Here is a 15701-nt window from a genome sequence, read left to right on the forward strand (position 1 = left end):
GGCCGTACGCTTCTGCGCATGACTTCGCGTGCCAGATTTATTCGACTCCGTGTGGTGGCGGCGGCCGTGTTGATGCTCGGGCTGGCTGCCTGCGCTCCGGAGGACGAGACGAGCGGTACGCCGGCGCCGACCGGGGCCGATGCCTGCGGCAAGGACAAGCTGGCGCTCCGGACCGCCGGGACGCTGGCCGTCGGGACGGACAAGCCGGCCTACGAGCCGTGGTTCAGCAAGGACGACCCGAGCAACGGTCAGGGCTACGAGTCGGCCGTCACCTACGCGGTGGCCGAGAAGCTCGGGTTCGCCAAGGCCGAGGTGAAGTGGCAGACGGTGCAGTTCAACGCCGCGTTCGCGCCCGGTCCGAAGAAGTTCGACCTCGACGTGAACCAGGTGTCGATCTCGGACGCGCGCCGCAAGGCGGTCGACTTCTCGTCCGGGTACTACGACGTCCGGCAGACCGTGATCACCACCGCGGGCAGCAAGATCGCGAACGCCAAGTCGGTCGCCGAGCTCGCCGACGCCAAGCTCGGTGCGCAGGTCGGGACGACCAGCTACACGGTCGCGAAGGACCAGATCAAGCCGAAGCAGCAGGTCGCCGCGTACGACACCAACGACCTGGCCGTCCAGGCGCTGAAGAACAAGCAGCTCGACGGCATCGTGGTCGACCTGCCGACCGCGTTCTACATGACCGCGGCGCAGCTCGACAACGGCAAGATCGTCGGGCAGCTGCCGGCGACCGGGACCGCCGAGCAGTTCGGCTTCGTGCTCGAGAAGGACTCGAAGCTGACCGGCTGCGTGTCCCAGGCGGTCGACGCGCTGAAGGCCGACGGAACGCTGGCCAAGCTGCAGAAGCAGTACCTGACCGAGGAAGGCGCGCCCGAACTCTCATGAGTGAGTGGCAACCGTCCGCTCTGCAGCAGGAGCGGATCGCCTTCCGCCGGCGGCAGGCGCGACGGTCGACGCTGATCGCGGTGGGCAGCTCGGTCGTCCTGCTGGTACTGGTTGCCGTCGGCATCGGCTCGACCCCGGGCTGGCCGCGGGTCCGGGAGACGTTCTTCAACGCCGACCGGGCCTGGGAGGCGTTGCCGACCGTCGCCCAGGGGCTGTGGCTGAACATCCGGGTGATGCTGATCTGCGCCGTACTGATCGTCATCCTCGGCCTGACGCTCGCCATCATGCGCACCCTGCGCGGACCGATCTTCTTCCCGCTCCGCGTCTTCGCTGCGGCCTACACCGACGTGTTCCGCGGTCTGCCGCTTCTGCTGGTGATCTTCCTGCTCGGCTTCGGCGTACCGGCGCTCCGCCTCAGCGGCCTGCCCAACGACGCGGTGATCTGGGGTGGCGCCGCGCTCGTCCTCACCTATTCGTCGTACGTCGCCGAGGTCTTCCGCGCCGGCATCGAATCGGTCCACCCGTCCCAGCGAGCCGCCGCGCGGTCGCTCGGACTCACCTACCGCCAGACGCTGCGCTTCGTCGTACTGCCGCAAGCCGTCCGCCGCGTACTCCCACCCTTGCTGAACGACTTCGTCAGCCTGCAGAAGGACTCCGGCCTGATCGCGGTCCTCGGCGTGATCGACGCGATCCGCGCCGCCCAGCTCGAAACCGCGATCGACTTCAACTTCACCCCGTACGTCGTCGCGGGGCTGCTGTTCGTCGCGCTGACCATCCCCTTGACCCGGCTGACCGACTACGTCGCCCGCCGCCAAGGCTGGTACGGCGGGGGAGGGGGACCCGTATGACGCTGCTGTCCCTGCGTGGAGTGCGCAAGTCCTACGGCTCCAATGTCGTATTGCATGACTTCGATCTCGAGGTGGACGCGGGCGAGTGTGTCGTACTGATCGGCGCGTCCGGATCCGGCAAGTCGACGCTGCTGCGTTGCGTGAACCTGCTCGAGGTCGTCGACGACGGCGTGATCGAGTTGGCCGGCGCCGACATCACCGATCCGCGGGTGAACGCGGACAAGGTGCGCTCCGAGATCGGGTTCGTCTTCCAGTCCTACAACCTGTTCCCGCACCTGACCGTGCTCGACAACATCACCCTCGCTCCGATCCGCGTCCACGGCGTCGACCGCGCCACCGCCCGTACCCGAGCCCTCGCCATGCTCGACCGCGTAGGCCTGGCCGACAAGGCGGCCGCCAAGCCCGACGAGCTGTCCGGCGGTCAGCAACAACGCGCCGCGATCGCCCGAGCCATGGTCAACTCACCCCAACTGCTCCTGCTCGACGAGGTCACCTCAGCCCTCGACCCCGAACTCGTCGGCGAAGTCCTGGACCTCCTCCGCGAGCTGAAGGAGGAAGGCATGACCATGCTCGTCTGCACCCACGAAATGGGCTTCGCCCGGGACGTCGCCGACCGAGTCTGCTTCCTCCACCAGGGCCGCCCTCTCGAAGTTGGCCCACCGGCGCAGGTTCTCGACGCTCCCCGTGAGCCGCGGACGCGCGAGTTCCTGAGCCGTATCCGCAGCTAGCGCGCCGACAGGTACTGCAGGACGGCCATGACTCGGCGGTTGTCGTCCTCGGACGGCGGGAGGTCGAGTTTGGCGAAGATGTTGTTGGTGTGTTTGGAGACGGCCTTCTCGGTGACGAACAGGGCGGCGGCGATGGCGGCGTTGGAGCGGCCTTCGGCCATCAGGCCGAGGACCTCGGACTCGCGCGGGGTGAGCCGGCCGATCGGTTCGTCGCGGGTGTTGCGGGCCAGGAGCTGACCGATCACGTCGGGGTCCATCGCGGTGCCGCCGCCCGCGACCCGTCGTACCGAGTCGAGGAAGTCGGCCACGTTGGAGACGCGGTCCTTCAGGAGGTAGCCGACCGCGCCACCGCCGCCGGTCAGGAGCTCTCGCGCGTACAGCTGTTCGACGTACTGGGACAGGACCAGGATCGGCAGGTTGGGGACCTGCTTTCGGGCCTCGATCGCGGCCCGCAGGCCCTCGTCGGTGAAGGTCGGGGGCAGCCGGACGTCGACAACGGCCACGTCCGGCCGGTGCTCCACCAGGGCGGGCACCAGCCGGGGACCGTTGTCGACCGCCTCGACGACCTCGAAGTCGTGCGCCTCCAGGAGACGGATCAGGCCGTCCCGGAGGAGGGCGTGGTCTTCAGCGATGAGGACTCGCAAGGCAGCTCCATGATCACGGTGGTCGGCCCGGCGCTCGGGCTCACCACGGTCAACGTACCGTCGAAGGCGGCCAGCCGCCGCTCGATACCGTACAGACCGCCACCGGGGCGGACCACCGCACCTCCCACGCCGTCGTCGCCGACGATCATGTGCAGCTTCTCCTGCTCGTGGGTGATCTGGATCCAGGCGGTGGTCGCGGCCGAGTACTTCACCGCGTTGGCCAGGCACTCGGCCACCGCGAAGTACGCCGCGGACTCGACCGGCGCCGGAGGACGACCCGGTACGTCGTACATGACGTCGACCTTGAACGGGCAGGACATCGCGAGCGCCCGGACCGCTCCGTCGAGACCGCGGTCGGCGAGCACCGGCGGGTGGATGCCCCGGACCAGGTCGCGCAGCTCGGACAACGCCGTGCTGGCGGACTGACGGGCCTCGGTCAGCAGCGCGGCGGCCTGGGCCGGGTCGCGGGCGACCATCTCCTCGGCCATGCCGAGGTTCATGCTCAGTGCGGCCAGGCGGGCCTGGGCGCCGTCGTGCAGGTCGCGCTCGATCCGGCGCAGCTCGGCCGCCTGGGTGTCGACGGTCTCGGCGCGGGAGGTGGCCAGCTCCTGGACCCGCAGCGCGAGCTTGGCGCTCTCGGTCGGGCCGAGCAGCGAGCGGGCGATGTACGCGTTCGCCTTCAGCAGCCGCTCACCGGCGGCCTGCCAGATCATGAACCCGATCAACGCGATCGGCATGAGCAGGAAGCTGGTCCAGAAATTGACCGTGAACAGCCCACCGAGCGGCTGCGTGAAGACACCCTCCGGGGTGACGCCGACCAGCAGCGGGTAGATCGCGTAGAAGAGCGTGCTCAGGAACAGGACCGCACTGGTGAGGCTCAGCGTGAAGCCCACCACCGCGTTCACCAGCAGCCAGACGATGTCACGCCAGGTAGCGGGGTCGGACAGCGTCGTCCGCAGCCACATCAGGATGCCGGGCAGGGGCGGCTTCTTGTACGGGCGGGGGATCGGCTCACCGATGAAGCCGGCCAGCATCGTGCGGTGACAGTTCGCGAACCAGCGGGTGGCCGGGACGAACGCGAGCAGCAGCGGGATGCCGACCCAGACGGCGATCAGCGGGATGGCCACCACGTTCAGCACGAAGAACGCGATTCCGAGCTGCGCCATGATGGCCAGGGCGAGCGCGATCCACGGCTGTGCGAGTTTGGGGTACCGCATCGGCGGCGCCGCGGGGGCAGTCGCAGTGGCAATGGTGGTCATGCACCCATCATGACCGAGGGTGAGGCCGTAGCCAGTGGTGCTAACCCCCCTTCTTCCCCGGGGGATTTCCCCCGGTGGATTCGGGGGATAGCAGGCCTGTGCGCGGCGGCCGCGCCGACAAAGCTTGCTGCATGACGACCACAGCGCACAGTCCAGACACCCGCGGGAGCGGATTCGCGCCGCTGCTGCGCGAGATCAAGGCCGCCGGACTCCTCGAACGCCGGACGGCGGCCTATGCGATCTCGATCGGCGTGAACGTGGCGCTGACGGCCCTCACCTGGATCGCGATCGCCGCGGTCGGAAGCTCCTGGTGGGTGCTGCTGCTCGCGATCCCGCTGGGCATCCTGACCACCCGGGCCGCGTTCTTCGGCCACGACGCCGGGCACCAGCAGATCACCAACTCGCGCCGGCTGCACGACTGGATCGGGATGCTGCACGGCAACTTCGTCCTCGGGATGAGCTACGCCTGGTGGAACGACAAGCACAACCGGCACCACGCCAACCCGAACCACACCGACAAGGACCCGGACGTCGGCGAGGGCATCCTGGTCTGGACCCGGCAGCAGGCCGAGGGCCGCAAGGGCCTCGAGGGCTGGCTGAGCCGCAACCAGGCCCGGATCTTCTTCCCGCTGCTCACGCTCGAAGGGTTCAACCTCAAGGTCTCCAGCATCCGCTTCCTGCTGCAGCGGCGTCGTACCGAGCAGGTCGAGATCGGCCTGATGGTCGCGCACCTGGTCTGCTACTTCACCGCGCTCTTCGTGCTGTTGTCGCCGGCGCAGGCGTTGGTCTTCGCGCTGCTGCACCACATGATCTTCGGCCTGCACCTGGGCAGCGTCTTCGCGCCGGGCCACAAGGGGATGGAGATGCCGGGTGAGGACAGCGACTGGGGACACTTGGAGAAGCAGGTCCTGACCTCGCGCAACATCAACGGCGGCCTCGCGACGGACTGGATGATGGGCGGACTGAACTACCAGATCGAGCACCATCTCTTCCCGAGCATGCCGCGAGCCAATCTGCGCTTCGCCCAGCCGATCGTCCAGCAGTACTGCGAAAAGGTCGGCCTGCCGTATCTGAGCACCGGACTAATTCATTCGTACCGAATGGGGTTGCGGCACATGCACGAGGTCGGCCGCGAACTGCGGGAGGAAAAGGCGTTCGCGCGCTGAAAACTCCTTCTCTTACTGAGATTGCTCGATTACCTTCACTTCTCTCGGGGCCGCCCACCTTGTGAGGAGACCTGCATGACCGAAACGTCCGGTGTGAGCCGCCGCGGGCTGTTGGGCGCGGTTGCCGGCGTCACCGCCGCGACCGCGATCCCCGCCGCCCCCGCCTGGGCTGCGGACGACCAGCGGCCCGGTGCACTCAGTCATCCCAAGCTCGACAGGTACGACCGCCAGATCGTCTCCGGACTCTCCTCGGACCGGGCCCTGCGGCACCTGCGGGTTCTGTCCGAGGACATCGGCCCGCGGATCGGTGGGACCAGCAGCGAGAAGCGGGCGGCCGACTACATCGCCGACCAGCTGGACAGGTTCGGGTACCGGACCAAGCTGGAGCCGTTCCCGGTGGCGGACAAGTTCCTCGCCCAGATCGAGGACGTCCGCGACATCCTGCCGAACGACCTCTGCTGGCAGGCCGGAGCCGCTCCCGGCGGCAAGCTCGACGTGACGGTGGAGGGGCCGGTCCGGGATGTCGGCCCAGCCACCGCGCCCGTCTGGCCGGCCGACGTGGCCGGCTCGATCGTGATCGCGGATGACACCGCAGCCGCGCGCCCGGCCTTAGTCGCGGAGGCCGCGGCGCGGGGTGCTGTCGGAGTCATCCTGTTGCCGGCCGACCTGGTGTTCCCACGCCGGGCGTCGGCGTTCTCACCAGCCGGCCTGACCGACGCACCGATCCCGGTGATCGGAGTCGCGCAGGTGCAGAAGCGGTTGCTGCGTGAGGCGCTCGCGGTGGTGACCTCACTGCCGCTGCGGATCAGCACCAAGGCCCACCGGGGTCTGACCTCCAACAACGTGATCGGTGAACGTCGCGGCCGCAGCGGCGCCAACGGTCCGATCGTGATGGTCAGCGGTCACTACGACTCGGTCATCGGCGCACCAGGGGCGAACGACGACGGCTCCGGGACCGTCCTCACGCTGGAGATCGCCCGGGTGATGAGCAGGCTCAACACCAACGCAACCCTGCGGTTCGCACTGTGGGGTTCGGAGGAGCAGGGGCTGATCGGATCGCGGTACCACGTGGCGCAGTTGCCGCAGGACCAGCGCGACCGGTACAAGGCCGTGTTCCAGAACGACATGGTCGCCACCAGCTGGGACCCGGCCGTCACCTACTGGATCCTGTCGTTCACCGGTCTGGCCAACACCGCGACCGACGCCGTACGGGCTTCTGGTCAGCGGCTCGGCTACGACCCGCAGATGGTCGGTCCGGTACTGCGCGGTGCGTCGGACCACCAGTCGTTCCAGGAGGTCGGCATCGCGTCGGCGAACTTCTCCTGGCGCGGTGAGATCTCACCGGCTCACCTCGAGCCGCCGTACCACTCGCCCGAGGACACCATCGCCAAGAACGTCAGCCTGGAACGCCTCCAGGTCTCGATGGAGCTGATCGGTACGGCGGCCTACGCCACCGCACGTCTGTAGTTGCACTGCCTGCACCGGGGTGACATGGCTCATACGGCTAGCCTTGAAGGGCTATGTCGCCCCGGAGCAGGAAACCGTCGAAGTGGCAGCGGCCCGTCAGCGACCGGCCGCTACTGGGTGGTTCCCAGTCGCGGGAGAACCGCTCGGACGGCGAGTGGAACGTCCGGCGCGTGTCGGGCTCCGCGACCGGCAAGTCCTACCGTTGCCCCGGCTGCGACCAGCTGATCCCGCCGGCCACGCCGCACGTGGTGGTCTGGCCGGACAATCCCAGCCTGCTCGCCGCCCTCGGTGGCGCCCAGTCCCTCGACGAACGACGCCACTGGCACACCGCGTGCTGGGGCCGTCGGCGCTGAAAGTAGGTCGTTGATGAAGCTCCCGGTCACGTCGTACGGCGAAACCGGTACGCCGGTCGTGGTCATGCACGGCCTCTTCGGCTCGGGCCGGAACTGGATGACGGCCGCCCGCCGGCTCGCCGGGCAGCACCGCGTCTTCGCGCTCGACCTGCGCAACCACGGCTCGTCGCCGCACGTCGACACCATGAGCTACCCGGAGATGGCCGACGACGTCCGGGAGACGATCGAGAGCCTCGGTACCGGCCCGGTCACCCTGGTCGGTCACTCGATGGGCGGCAAGACCGCCATGCTGACCGCGCTGCTCTACCCCGCAGTGGTCGAGCGACTGGTAGTCGTCGACGCCGCTCCGGTCACCTACCCGCCCGCGTTCGTCGAATACGCGCAGGCGATGCGCAACGCCGATCTCTCGTCAGTGCAGCGTCGCGCCGATGTCGACGCCCAGCTGGTTGACGCCGTACCGACTCCGGGGACGCGGGCCTTCCTGCTGCAGAACCTCATCCTCGACGACACGGGTGCCCGCTGGCGGCCCAACCTGCCGGTGATCGAGGCCGCGCTCCCGCAGATCTCCGGCTGGCCCTCCGGTCTCGAGGGCCGGCACTACGACGGGCCGACGCTGTTCATCTACGGCGGCAAGTCGGACTACGTCCAGCAGGATCACCGCGCCACGATCGCGTCGTACTTCCCGCGCGTCCAGTACGCCGAGGTCCCGGAGGCCGGCCACTGGGTGCACGCCGAGCGTCTCGACGACTTCCTCGCTGCCCTGGTGCCGTTCCTGCCGTGACTGTTAGGCGTTGACTAGATCTACTGTACGGCGGTAAATTTTCAACACGGCTCGCTCGTCGGGGGTGTTGATGATCCGTTCGTTCGCGGTGGGAGACGGTCCCGAGCTGGCTGTCGTCTGGACCGCCGCGGCGCCGGCCGACCCGATCGGGTACCCACGGTTCCGCGACCTCTTCCTGCTCGACCGGAACTTCGACCCGGCTGGCCTGAAGGTTGCCGTCAGCAACGGCCAGATCGTCGGCGCCGCGTACGCCGTCCGCCGGTTGATCCCAGTCACCGGCGCGGACCTGGAGCCGGCTACTGGGTGGATCCCCTTCTTCTTCGTGCATCCCGACGCGCGCGGTCGCGGTCTCGGCCGGGCGCTGCTCACGGCCGCCATGGACTGGCTTCGCGAATCGGGATGCGCCGAGGCCCACTTCTCGTCGTACACGCCGAACTACTTCCTGCCCGGCCTCGACCGCTCGCGGTACCCGGCAGCTGAGCGCCTGCTGACCTCGTTGGGCTTCGAGCCCCAGTACGACGCGGTCGCGATGGACCGGAGTCTGGTCGGGTACGCGATGTCGGCCGAGGTGGGCAAGCGCCTCGACGAGTTGGTGGGGGAGGGCTACAGCTTCGGTACGCCGACCGGTGACGAACTGACCGAGTTGATCCACCTCGCCGGCGCGGAGTTCAACCCGGACTGGGCTCGGGCGATCCGTGAGGCGGTCGTGGCCGGGATGCCGCTGGACCGGATCGTGGTCGCGCGTGGTCCCGGTGGACGCATTCTCGGGTGGGCTCAGCATGCGACGTACGAGGGTGTGATCGAGCGGTTCGGTCCATTCGGTGTACTGGCTGAATGTCGTGGTACCGGCCTCGGCAAGCTGCTGCTGCACCTCACACTGACGCGCATGGCCGCGCTCGGCGCCCACAGGGCGTGGTTCCTGTGGGCAGGCGAGCAGTCCGCCGCCGGCCGCCTCTACCTGAGCACCGGCTTCACCATCACTCGCACCTTCACCATCCTGCGCGCCAACGTCTGACGGGAGTCACCCATGACCAGAACCGTGCTCGCCATCGGCGCCCACATCGGCGACATGGACCTGACCGCCGGTCCGACCCTGGCCAAGCTGATCCTCGACGGCGCCAACGTCACCATCGTCGCCCTCACCCCCGGCGAACGCAGTCATCCGCGGCTTGCGCCGGCCGAGTACAAGAAGCAGAAGATCGCCGAAGGCGAAGCGTTCGCCACCGCCATCGGCGCCGACTTCATGGTCCTCGACCACAGCGAAGGCTTCCTCCCCGACACCGACGAGGCCGCGATCGAACTGGCCACGATCATTCGCGACCAGCAACCCGACACCCTCATCACCCACTGGCACCACAGCACCCACCGAGACCACGAACACGCCGCCCGCCTCACCGCCCGAGCCCGCTACCTCGCCGACCTCGCACTCGACCCCACCGAGCTAGGCCCCCTCGCAAACCTCCCCAGGCACGCCACCCGCACCCTCCTCCACACCGAGAACTGGCAAGACATGGACGGCTTCCATCCCACCCTCTACGTCCCCATCCCCGACGAAGCCTTCTACCGCTGGATCTCCGCCATCCGCCACCAACCCTTCGCCCGCGGCGAACACGGCTTCCGCCACATCGACTACTACACAGCCCTCCTCACCACCCGAGGCTGCCTAGCCGGCTATCCCCGAGCCGCCGCCTTCCACGCCACCCCCACCCCCGAACTAACCAAACTCCCCGCCCCCTGAGACCCGGTACGCCGAGCAGCCCCACGCCTCGCCCACGCCCGACCGGGGCGGTGTGATCGTATTCCGTCTAGTCAAATTGCCTGGATACCGTCTAGTTGCCTAGACTGATTACGTGCAGGCGACCAAGACCTACGACGCCACCGCCAGACGTGAGGGCCGCTGGTGGATGGTCGAGATTCCCGACCTGAACGGTGTGACGGAGGCCCGCAGGCTTGACCAGGTCGAGCAGGCCGCGCGCGAGTACATCGCAGTGACCGCTGACCTTCCGCTGTCCCAGGTGGCGGTCACGTTCTCCGCCATCGAAGCAGCAGGGCACGACCTCCTCGATGCCAAGGCTCTGGTCGAGGACCTCCGTGCGCAGGCAAGGAAACTCGAAACCCTTGTCGCCGACTTCAGCCGTGAGCTCGCGGCATCACTCACTACTGCCGACATTCCGGTACGCGACGTCAGCAATGTTCTCGGCGTCTCCCATCAGCGCGTATCGCAATTGGTCCAGGAAGCAGAAGAGGTGCCGTCGCACCTCGCGGAAGTGGTGCGCCAGGCCAACGCCGACTACCGGCATGACCTTCTGATCCGAGGCAAGGACGGGCGACTGCATCGCATCGTCGAGGTTGTGCCATCCGAACAGGGGAAGATATGAAGATCAGGCGGTTTCCTGGTGGGCTCGTTTACAGTAAAGGCATGGATGACCAGCAGGTCGCCGAGCTGCGACGACGCTTTCCGTGGTTTGGTTTGGCCAGCATCGATGAGCCCGACCTGTCAGTGCGGTATCGCGAGATCCTCGCGGACGCCCGCAAGGACCGTGAGATTGTCGAGGCGATCGAGGCTGTCCGGCGGGGTGCATGACTGCGCTGCTCTGTGATTCGGGCCCGTTGATCGCCATGTTCAATGTCGGCGACGTGAACCATGAGCGCTGCGGGAAGTTGTTGTTGGGATGGTCGGACAAGCTGTTCGTTCCTGAGCCTGTGCTAGGTGAGACCTGCAATTTTCTCCGCAACAACGTGCGCAACGGTCCGTCCCTTGAGGTTCAGTTTCTTGAGGCAGTGACGGGGCGAACTGAAGATTTCGAGGTGGTCGACCCGGCTCCTGAGGATCGACTGCGTGCTGCCGAGCTCAGCGCACAACTCGTCTCGGGGCCGCTGGGTTATGTCGATGCTGTGATCCTGGCGCTGGCCGAGCGGCTGAAGGTGCCGGCGATCGCGAGTGTCGATTTCAAGTTCCTCGGGATGGCAACGCCAGTTTCCCGTCTGCAGCCATTGCGGTGGGTTCTGCAGGAACAGTGACACGCTGGGCGTAGCCGGGGCGTGGGGCGATGGGCCCCACGCACCGAAGGGACTACGAGGCGTCGGCTTTGCGGACCCAGACTTCGCGGATGATGAGGAGGATGGCGGCGGCTGAGGGGATGGCCAGGAGGGCGCCTACTACACCGAGGAGGGCGCCGCCGAGGAGGGCGGCGATGACGGTGACGGCGCCGGGGATGTCGACGGCTCGGCGCATGATGCGGGGAGCTACGACGTAGTTCTCGATCTGTTGGTAGATGATGCCGTAGATGAGGCAGGCGATGCCGGTCCAGAGGCCGCCGGTGAAGCCGATCAGGGCGACGATGACGACGCCGATCAGGCCGCCGACCATCGGGATGAAGTCGCAGAACATGACCACGATCGCGAGGGCGACGGCGTACTCGCGCAGGCCGACGATCTCGAGGAAGAGGAACATCATCACGCCGGCGATCAGGGCGACCAGGAACTGGCCGCTGACGTAGCCGCCGACGCGGGTGAGGACCTCGTCGCCGAGGATCGAGACGCGGGTACGGCGGGTGCGCGGCACGAGGCTGTAGGCCGCTCGCTTGACCGAGGGGAGCGAGGCCAGGAAGTACAGACTCAGGACCAGGATCGTGAAGGTGTTGAACAGGGCGTTGGCGACGACCTTGCCGACGCCGAGGATGCCGCCGAAGGCGCGCTGGGCCAGCGCCGGGTCCTGGATGTAGTCGGTGGCCTTCTGGATGAAGTGGTACTTGTTGTTGAGCTCGGTGATGGTCTTCGACTTCTGGAGCAGGTTGAGCCACTCCGGGGCGTTCTTGATCAGGCCGTCGATCTGGTCGGTGACGACCGGGACGATCGCGAAGCCGACGCCGGCGACGGCGAGGATCATCAGCAGGAAGACGACGCCGACCGAGAGGCCGCGCTTCAGGCCGCGGCGCATGAACCACTCGACCAGCGGGTTCAGGCCGACCGCGATGAACATCGAGACCAGCAAGAGGATCAGCACCGAGCTGGCGCGGCCGAGGGCGTTCCACAGGCCCCACGCGAACAGGACGCCGAGGGCCGCGAAGAACCCGAAGACGAACGGGTTCGACCGGCGGATCGGCGGACCGGGCATGCCCATGCCCTCGTCGGGGTGACGCTCGTCGATCAGTAGTTCGCCTGCGAGGTCGTCGTCGGTGGACTCGAGCTCCTCGGCCTTCTCGACGGTGGCGACGGCCTTGTTCGCCGCGGCCTCGGCCTGCTTGGCCGAGGTCCCGGCGTCGTCGGCCGAGTCGTCCGCCTGGTCGGCGGACTCCTCGGCGTCGTCGGCGGACTTCTCCGCGTGCTCGGCAGCGGCCTCGGCGTGCTCGGCGGCCGCTTGGGCCTCGCGGGTCGCCGCGGCGAGTTCTTCCGGGGTGGTCGCTGTCGAGTTGTCGTCGCCGGCTGGCGTCACATCGTGTCCTTCGGGGATCGCGCGCTGGTCTTGCGGTCCACCGAATTGTCCTGGGCGTCGAGGTCATCGAGGCGGAACTCGTCGATCCTCGTCGAGTCGACCGGCTGGTCATCGGCCTCGGCCTCGACGTCAGCCTCGGCCGGCCCACCCGCGGACTTGCTGGTCAGCTTCTCGGCGGTCTTCGGGTCGACCCGCAGGCTGGTGTCGATCCGGGTCTCGTCGACCCGCGCCTCACCGGCGTCCGATCCGACGAACGGGCTCGAACCGGTGAACGGCCCGTCGTCGTCGAGCGCCGGCTCCGCGGCCGCCGTACCGGCGCCGAAGGCGTGGCTGTCGGTGCGCGGCTTCGGCGCGAAGGGGCTGTCTCCGGTCGGCTTCGAGTCCGCGACCGGCTCCGGCTCGACAGCCGGCGAGGTGAACGGGCTGTCGGTCGACGGCGTGAACGAGCTTCCCGCCGTACCAGGTCCGCCCGCCGACGGGGAGAGGCCGTCAACGGAAGCAGATGCCGGGGCCGAGCTCAGCGCACTGGAGTCCGGCCGGCTGAAGGGGTTCACGTACGGCGTCGCAGCCGCCGTCTCGGAGTCGAGTTCGGCCGCCTGGCGGGCGATGTTGCTGGCGATCTCGTTCAGGCCGGCGATCTGGGTCAGGATGCCGTCGCGGCGCTTGGCGAGCCGCTCGGTCTCGCGGGCCACGATCGTGCGCGACCGCTCGGCCTCGTCGGCGGCGTTGGCCAGTTCGGACTCGGCGCGGGTACGGGCGGTGCTCAGCACCTGCTCGGCCTCGCGGCGGGTCCGGCTCAGGGTCCGCTCGGCGGACTCCTCGGCCTCGGCGCGGATCTTGCGGGCCTGCTCGGTCGCCTCGGCCACCCGGCGCTCGGAGGCCTCGGCGGCCTCCTTCATCTGGGTGGTCAGGTTCTCGGTGTCGGCCGCGATCTGCTGGTGCTTGTCGGCCAGCTCCTTGGCCTGCTGCTCCCGCTCGTCGGCCAGCCGGGCGCGCAGGGCGGCCGACTCGCGCTGGATCGCGGTCCGGATCTTCTCGGCCTCGTGCAGCGCGCCGTTCTTCAGCGTGCTGGCCTGCGATTCGGCGGTCAGCGTGAGCTGCTCGGCCTTGCGCCGCGCGGCCTGCAGCACCTCGGCGCCCTCGGTCTCCGCGGTACGGCGGAGCTCGGCGGCATCACCTTCGGCGGTACGACGCATGCTGTCGGACTCGTTGAGAGCAACCGTCCGGATGTCCTCGGCCTCGCGCTCACCGGTCGCCCGCTGCGCGGCAGCCTCCTTGGCCGCGGTGGTCCGCAGCTCCTCGGCCTCCCGACGAGCCTCCTCGAGCGCCTCGGCCGCCTGGTCCTGGGCGAGCCGCAGGATCTGCGCGGCCCGGTCCCCGAGACCGGCGTACGACGGGTTGGCGCTGGCCTCGAGCTGGCGGCGCGTCTCGTCGAGCTGCCGCTGCAGCGGAGCAACGCTGCCCTGCAGCTCGTCGGCCCGCGTGCGGACCTCCACGAGCTGCATCTCCAGGGCGCGAACGTAGTCGTCCACGGCTTGCTTGTCGTAGCCACGCCGACTGACCGGGAAACCTCCGGCCGCGGTTGCAGTGCGGTCGAAGAACGGCAGGCTCGACTCGTCAGGCATTCCTGAGTTTCCCTTCTGGCGGCTCAGCTGAATCCCCCAGCTTAAGCCTGTCAGACGGAGGCCCTGACCAGCCAATCGGGCCCCCGCCTAAACAACTCAGCGGTTGCGGAAGCGGTCGATCGCCTGCTGGTGCTTCGCGCGGAGTTCGGGGTCCCGGACGCCGAGGCCCTCGGTCGGGGACAGGGTCAGGACGCCTACTTTGCCCTGGTGGAGGTTGTGGTGGACGTCGTACGCGGCCTGGGCGGTGTCCTCGAGGGCGTAGACGCGGCTGACGGTGGGGTGCACCATTCCCTTGGCGATCAGGCGGTTGGCCTCCCAGGCTTCGCGGTAGTTGGCGAAGTGCGAGCCGACGATGCGCTTCAGGTTCATCCACAGGTAGCGGTTGTCGTACTCGTGCATGTAGCCGGAGGTCGAGGCGCAGGTGACGATCGTGCCGCCCTTGCGGGCCACGAAGACCGAGGCGCCGAAGGTCTCGCGGCCCGGGTGCTCGAAGACGATGTCGGGGTCGTCGCCGCCGGTCAGTTCGCGGATCCGGGCGCCGAGGCGCTTCCACTCCTTCGGGTCCTGGGTCGACGGGTCCTTCCAGAACTTGTAGCCCTCGGCGGACCGGTCGATGATCAGCTCCGCACCCATCGCGCGGCAGATCTCCGCCTTCTCGGGCGACGACACCACGCAGACCGGGATCGCGCCGCCGTTCAGTGCGAACTGCGTCGCGTAGGACCCGAGTCCGCCGGAGGCGCCCCAGATCAGTACGACGTCGCCCTGCTTCATGTTCGCGCCGTTGGAGGAGACGAGCTGCCGGTACGCCGTGCTGTTGACCAGCCCAGGGGATGCGGCCTCTTCCCAGGTGAGGTGGTCCGGCTTCGGCATCAGCTGGTTGGACTTCACCAGCGCGATCTCGGCGAGGCCGCCGAAGTTGGTCTCGAACCCCCAGATCCGCTGCTCGGAGTCCATCATCGTGTCGTTGTGCCCGTCGGGGGACTCGAGCTCGACCGACAGACAGTGCGCGACGACCTCATCGCCAGGCTTCCAGGCGTTCACGCCCGGGCCCGTCCGCAATACGACGCCGGCCAGGTCGGAGCCGACCACGTGGTACGGCAGGTCGTGGCGGGCGGTCAGCGGCGACAACTTCCCGTACCGCTTGAGGAACGAGAACGTCGAGACCGGCTCGAAGATCGACGTCCAGACGGTGTTGTAGTTGATCGCGCTCGCCATCACCGCTACCAGCGCCTCACCCGGGCCGAGCTCGGGCGTCGGGACGTCGTCCAGATGCAGACTCTTGCGCGGGTCCTTCTCCTTGGTGTCCAGACCTTCGAACATGTCCGCCTCGTCGGCGTGCACGGTGATGCCCCGGTAGTGGTCCGGTACGTCGATCCCACCTACCGCCGCACTGTCGCCGGCGAGGATCGCATCGAGGATCTGCTTCACGTCGTACCTCCTGCAAGGAGCGGACTGGTGAGCGGACGTTACCGTTGAGTATGCCTCCCGGGCTGTGCCTTGTGACACA

17 protein-coding genes are annotated in these 15701 nt (G+C 68.1%); 12 read left to right on the forward strand and 5 right to left on the reverse strand.

What is annotated here, in order from left to right; genetic code table 11:
• The first annotated feature begins 18 nt into the window (after positions 1 to 18).
• The 3 genes from ACIA49_RS36650 to ACIA49_RS36660 are packed head-to-tail and all read left to right on the forward strand — an operon-like array spanning position 19 to position 2464.
• Positions 19 to 888 carry an ABC transporter substrate-binding protein gene (locus tag ACIA49_RS36650; RefSeq protein ID WP_396382874.1) on the forward strand — a complete coding sequence of 290 codons (870 nt, stop codon included), beginning with the start codon at positions 19 to 21 and terminating at the stop codon, positions 886 to 888.
• A complete protein-coding gene (locus ACIA49_RS36655; RefSeq protein WP_396382875.1) occupies positions 885 to 1736 on the forward strand; it encodes an amino acid ABC transporter permease in 852 nt (283 codons plus the stop codon). Before ACIA49_RS36650 ends, ACIA49_RS36655 begins: the two co-directional genes overlap by 4 nt.
• Positions 1733 to 2464, forward strand: a complete 732-nt coding sequence (locus ACIA49_RS36660; RefSeq protein WP_396382876.1) for an amino acid ABC transporter ATP-binding protein — start codon at positions 1733 to 1735, stop codon at positions 2462 to 2464. The genes ACIA49_RS36655 and ACIA49_RS36660 overlap by 4 nt, the downstream gene beginning before the upstream one ends.
• Here ACIA49_RS36660 and ACIA49_RS36665 read toward each other — a convergent pair.
• Together ACIA49_RS36665 and ACIA49_RS36670 are read right to left on the reverse strand one after the other, a co-directional pair.
• Complete coding sequence (locus ACIA49_RS36665; RefSeq protein ID WP_396382877.1) at positions 2461 to 3108, reverse strand: response regulator; 648 nt, start codon at positions 3106 to 3108, stop codon at positions 2461 to 2463. The two genes, ACIA49_RS36660 and ACIA49_RS36665, sit on opposite strands and share 4 nt — an antisense overlap.
• A complete protein-coding gene (locus ACIA49_RS36670; RefSeq protein WP_396382878.1) occupies positions 3060 to 4367 on the reverse strand; it encodes a sensor histidine kinase in 1308 nt (435 codons plus the stop codon). Before ACIA49_RS36670 ends, ACIA49_RS36665 begins: the two co-directional genes overlap by 49 nt.
• Before the next feature lie 131 nt (positions 4368 to 4498).
• Here ACIA49_RS36670 and ACIA49_RS36675 point away from each other — a divergent pair, with 131 nt between their 5' ends.
• The 9 genes from ACIA49_RS36675 (at position 4499) to ACIA49_RS36715 (ending at position 11155) form a co-directional block, all read left to right on the forward strand.
• Complete coding sequence (locus ACIA49_RS36675) at positions 4499 to 5533, forward strand: fatty acid desaturase family protein (RefSeq protein ID WP_396382879.1); 1035 nt, start codon at positions 4499 to 4501, stop codon at positions 5531 to 5533.
• 75 nt (positions 5534 to 5608) lie between these two features.
• Complete coding sequence (locus ACIA49_RS36680) at positions 5609 to 7000, forward strand: M28 family peptidase (RefSeq protein ID WP_396382880.1); 1392 nt, start codon at positions 5609 to 5611, stop codon at positions 6998 to 7000.
• Positions 7001 to 7053: 53 nt separating this feature from the next.
• A complete protein-coding gene (locus ACIA49_RS36685) occupies positions 7054 to 7353 on the forward strand; it encodes a hypothetical protein (RefSeq protein WP_396382881.1) in 300 nt (99 codons plus the stop codon).
• Between the two features lie 13 nt (positions 7354 to 7366).
• The gene (locus tag ACIA49_RS36690) at positions 7367 to 8134 is read left to right on the forward strand and encodes an alpha/beta fold hydrolase (protein WP_396382882.1); all 768 of its coding nucleotides are present in this window, start codon (positions 7367 to 7369) and stop codon (positions 8132 to 8134) included.
• 70 nt (positions 8135 to 8204) lie between these two features.
• Complete coding sequence (locus ACIA49_RS36695; protein ID WP_396382883.1) at positions 8205 to 9149, forward strand: GNAT family N-acetyltransferase; 945 nt, start codon at positions 8205 to 8207, stop codon at positions 9147 to 9149.
• 12 nt (positions 9150 to 9161) lie between these two features.
• Positions 9162 to 9872 carry a PIG-L deacetylase family protein gene (locus ACIA49_RS36700; protein ID WP_396382884.1) on the forward strand — a complete coding sequence of 237 codons (711 nt, stop codon included), beginning with the start codon at positions 9162 to 9164 and terminating at the stop codon, positions 9870 to 9872.
• 112 nt (positions 9873 to 9984) lie between these two features.
• Positions 9985 to 10512, forward strand: coding sequence for a hypothetical protein (locus ACIA49_RS36705; RefSeq protein ID WP_396382885.1), 528 nt, complete (start codon positions 9985 to 9987; stop codon positions 10510 to 10512).
• Between the two features lie 41 nt (positions 10513 to 10553).
• Entirely contained in the window at positions 10554 to 10718 is a 165-nt protein-coding gene (locus tag ACIA49_RS36710) for a hypothetical protein (protein ID WP_391547855.1), read from the forward strand.
• Complete coding sequence (locus ACIA49_RS36715; RefSeq protein WP_396382886.1) at positions 10715 to 11155, forward strand: type II toxin-antitoxin system VapC family toxin; 441 nt, start codon at positions 10715 to 10717, stop codon at positions 11153 to 11155. The genes ACIA49_RS36710 and ACIA49_RS36715 overlap by 4 nt, the downstream gene beginning before the upstream one ends.
• Positions 11156 to 11207: 52 nt before the next feature.
• On the opposite strand, the gene ACIA49_RS36720 is transcribed toward ACIA49_RS36715, so the two are convergent.
• The 3 genes from ACIA49_RS36720 to ccrA form a co-directional block, all read right to left on the reverse strand.
• A complete protein-coding gene (locus ACIA49_RS36720; RefSeq protein WP_396382887.1) occupies positions 11208 to 12569 on the reverse strand; it encodes an AI-2E family transporter in 1362 nt (453 codons plus the stop codon).
• The gene (locus tag ACIA49_RS36725) at positions 12566 to 14194 is read right to left on the reverse strand and encodes a transposase (RefSeq protein ID WP_396382888.1); all 1629 of its coding nucleotides are present in this window, start codon (positions 14192 to 14194) and stop codon (positions 12566 to 12568) included. Before ACIA49_RS36725 ends, ACIA49_RS36720 begins: the two co-directional genes overlap by 4 nt.
• Positions 14195 to 14290: 96 nt before the next feature.
• Positions 14291 to 15622 (reverse strand): crotonyl-CoA carboxylase/reductase, encoded by a 1332-nt coding sequence (ccrA, locus tag ACIA49_RS36730; protein ID WP_396382889.1) that lies wholly within the window; start codon positions 15620 to 15622, stop codon positions 14291 to 14293.
• Between the last annotated feature and the right edge of the window lie 79 nt (positions 15623 to 15701).

Origin of the sequence: Kribbella sp. NPDC051587, from assembly GCF_044453945.1 — a bacterium.
GTDB lineage: Bacteria > Actinomycetota > Actinomycetes > Propionibacteriales > Kribbellaceae > Kribbella.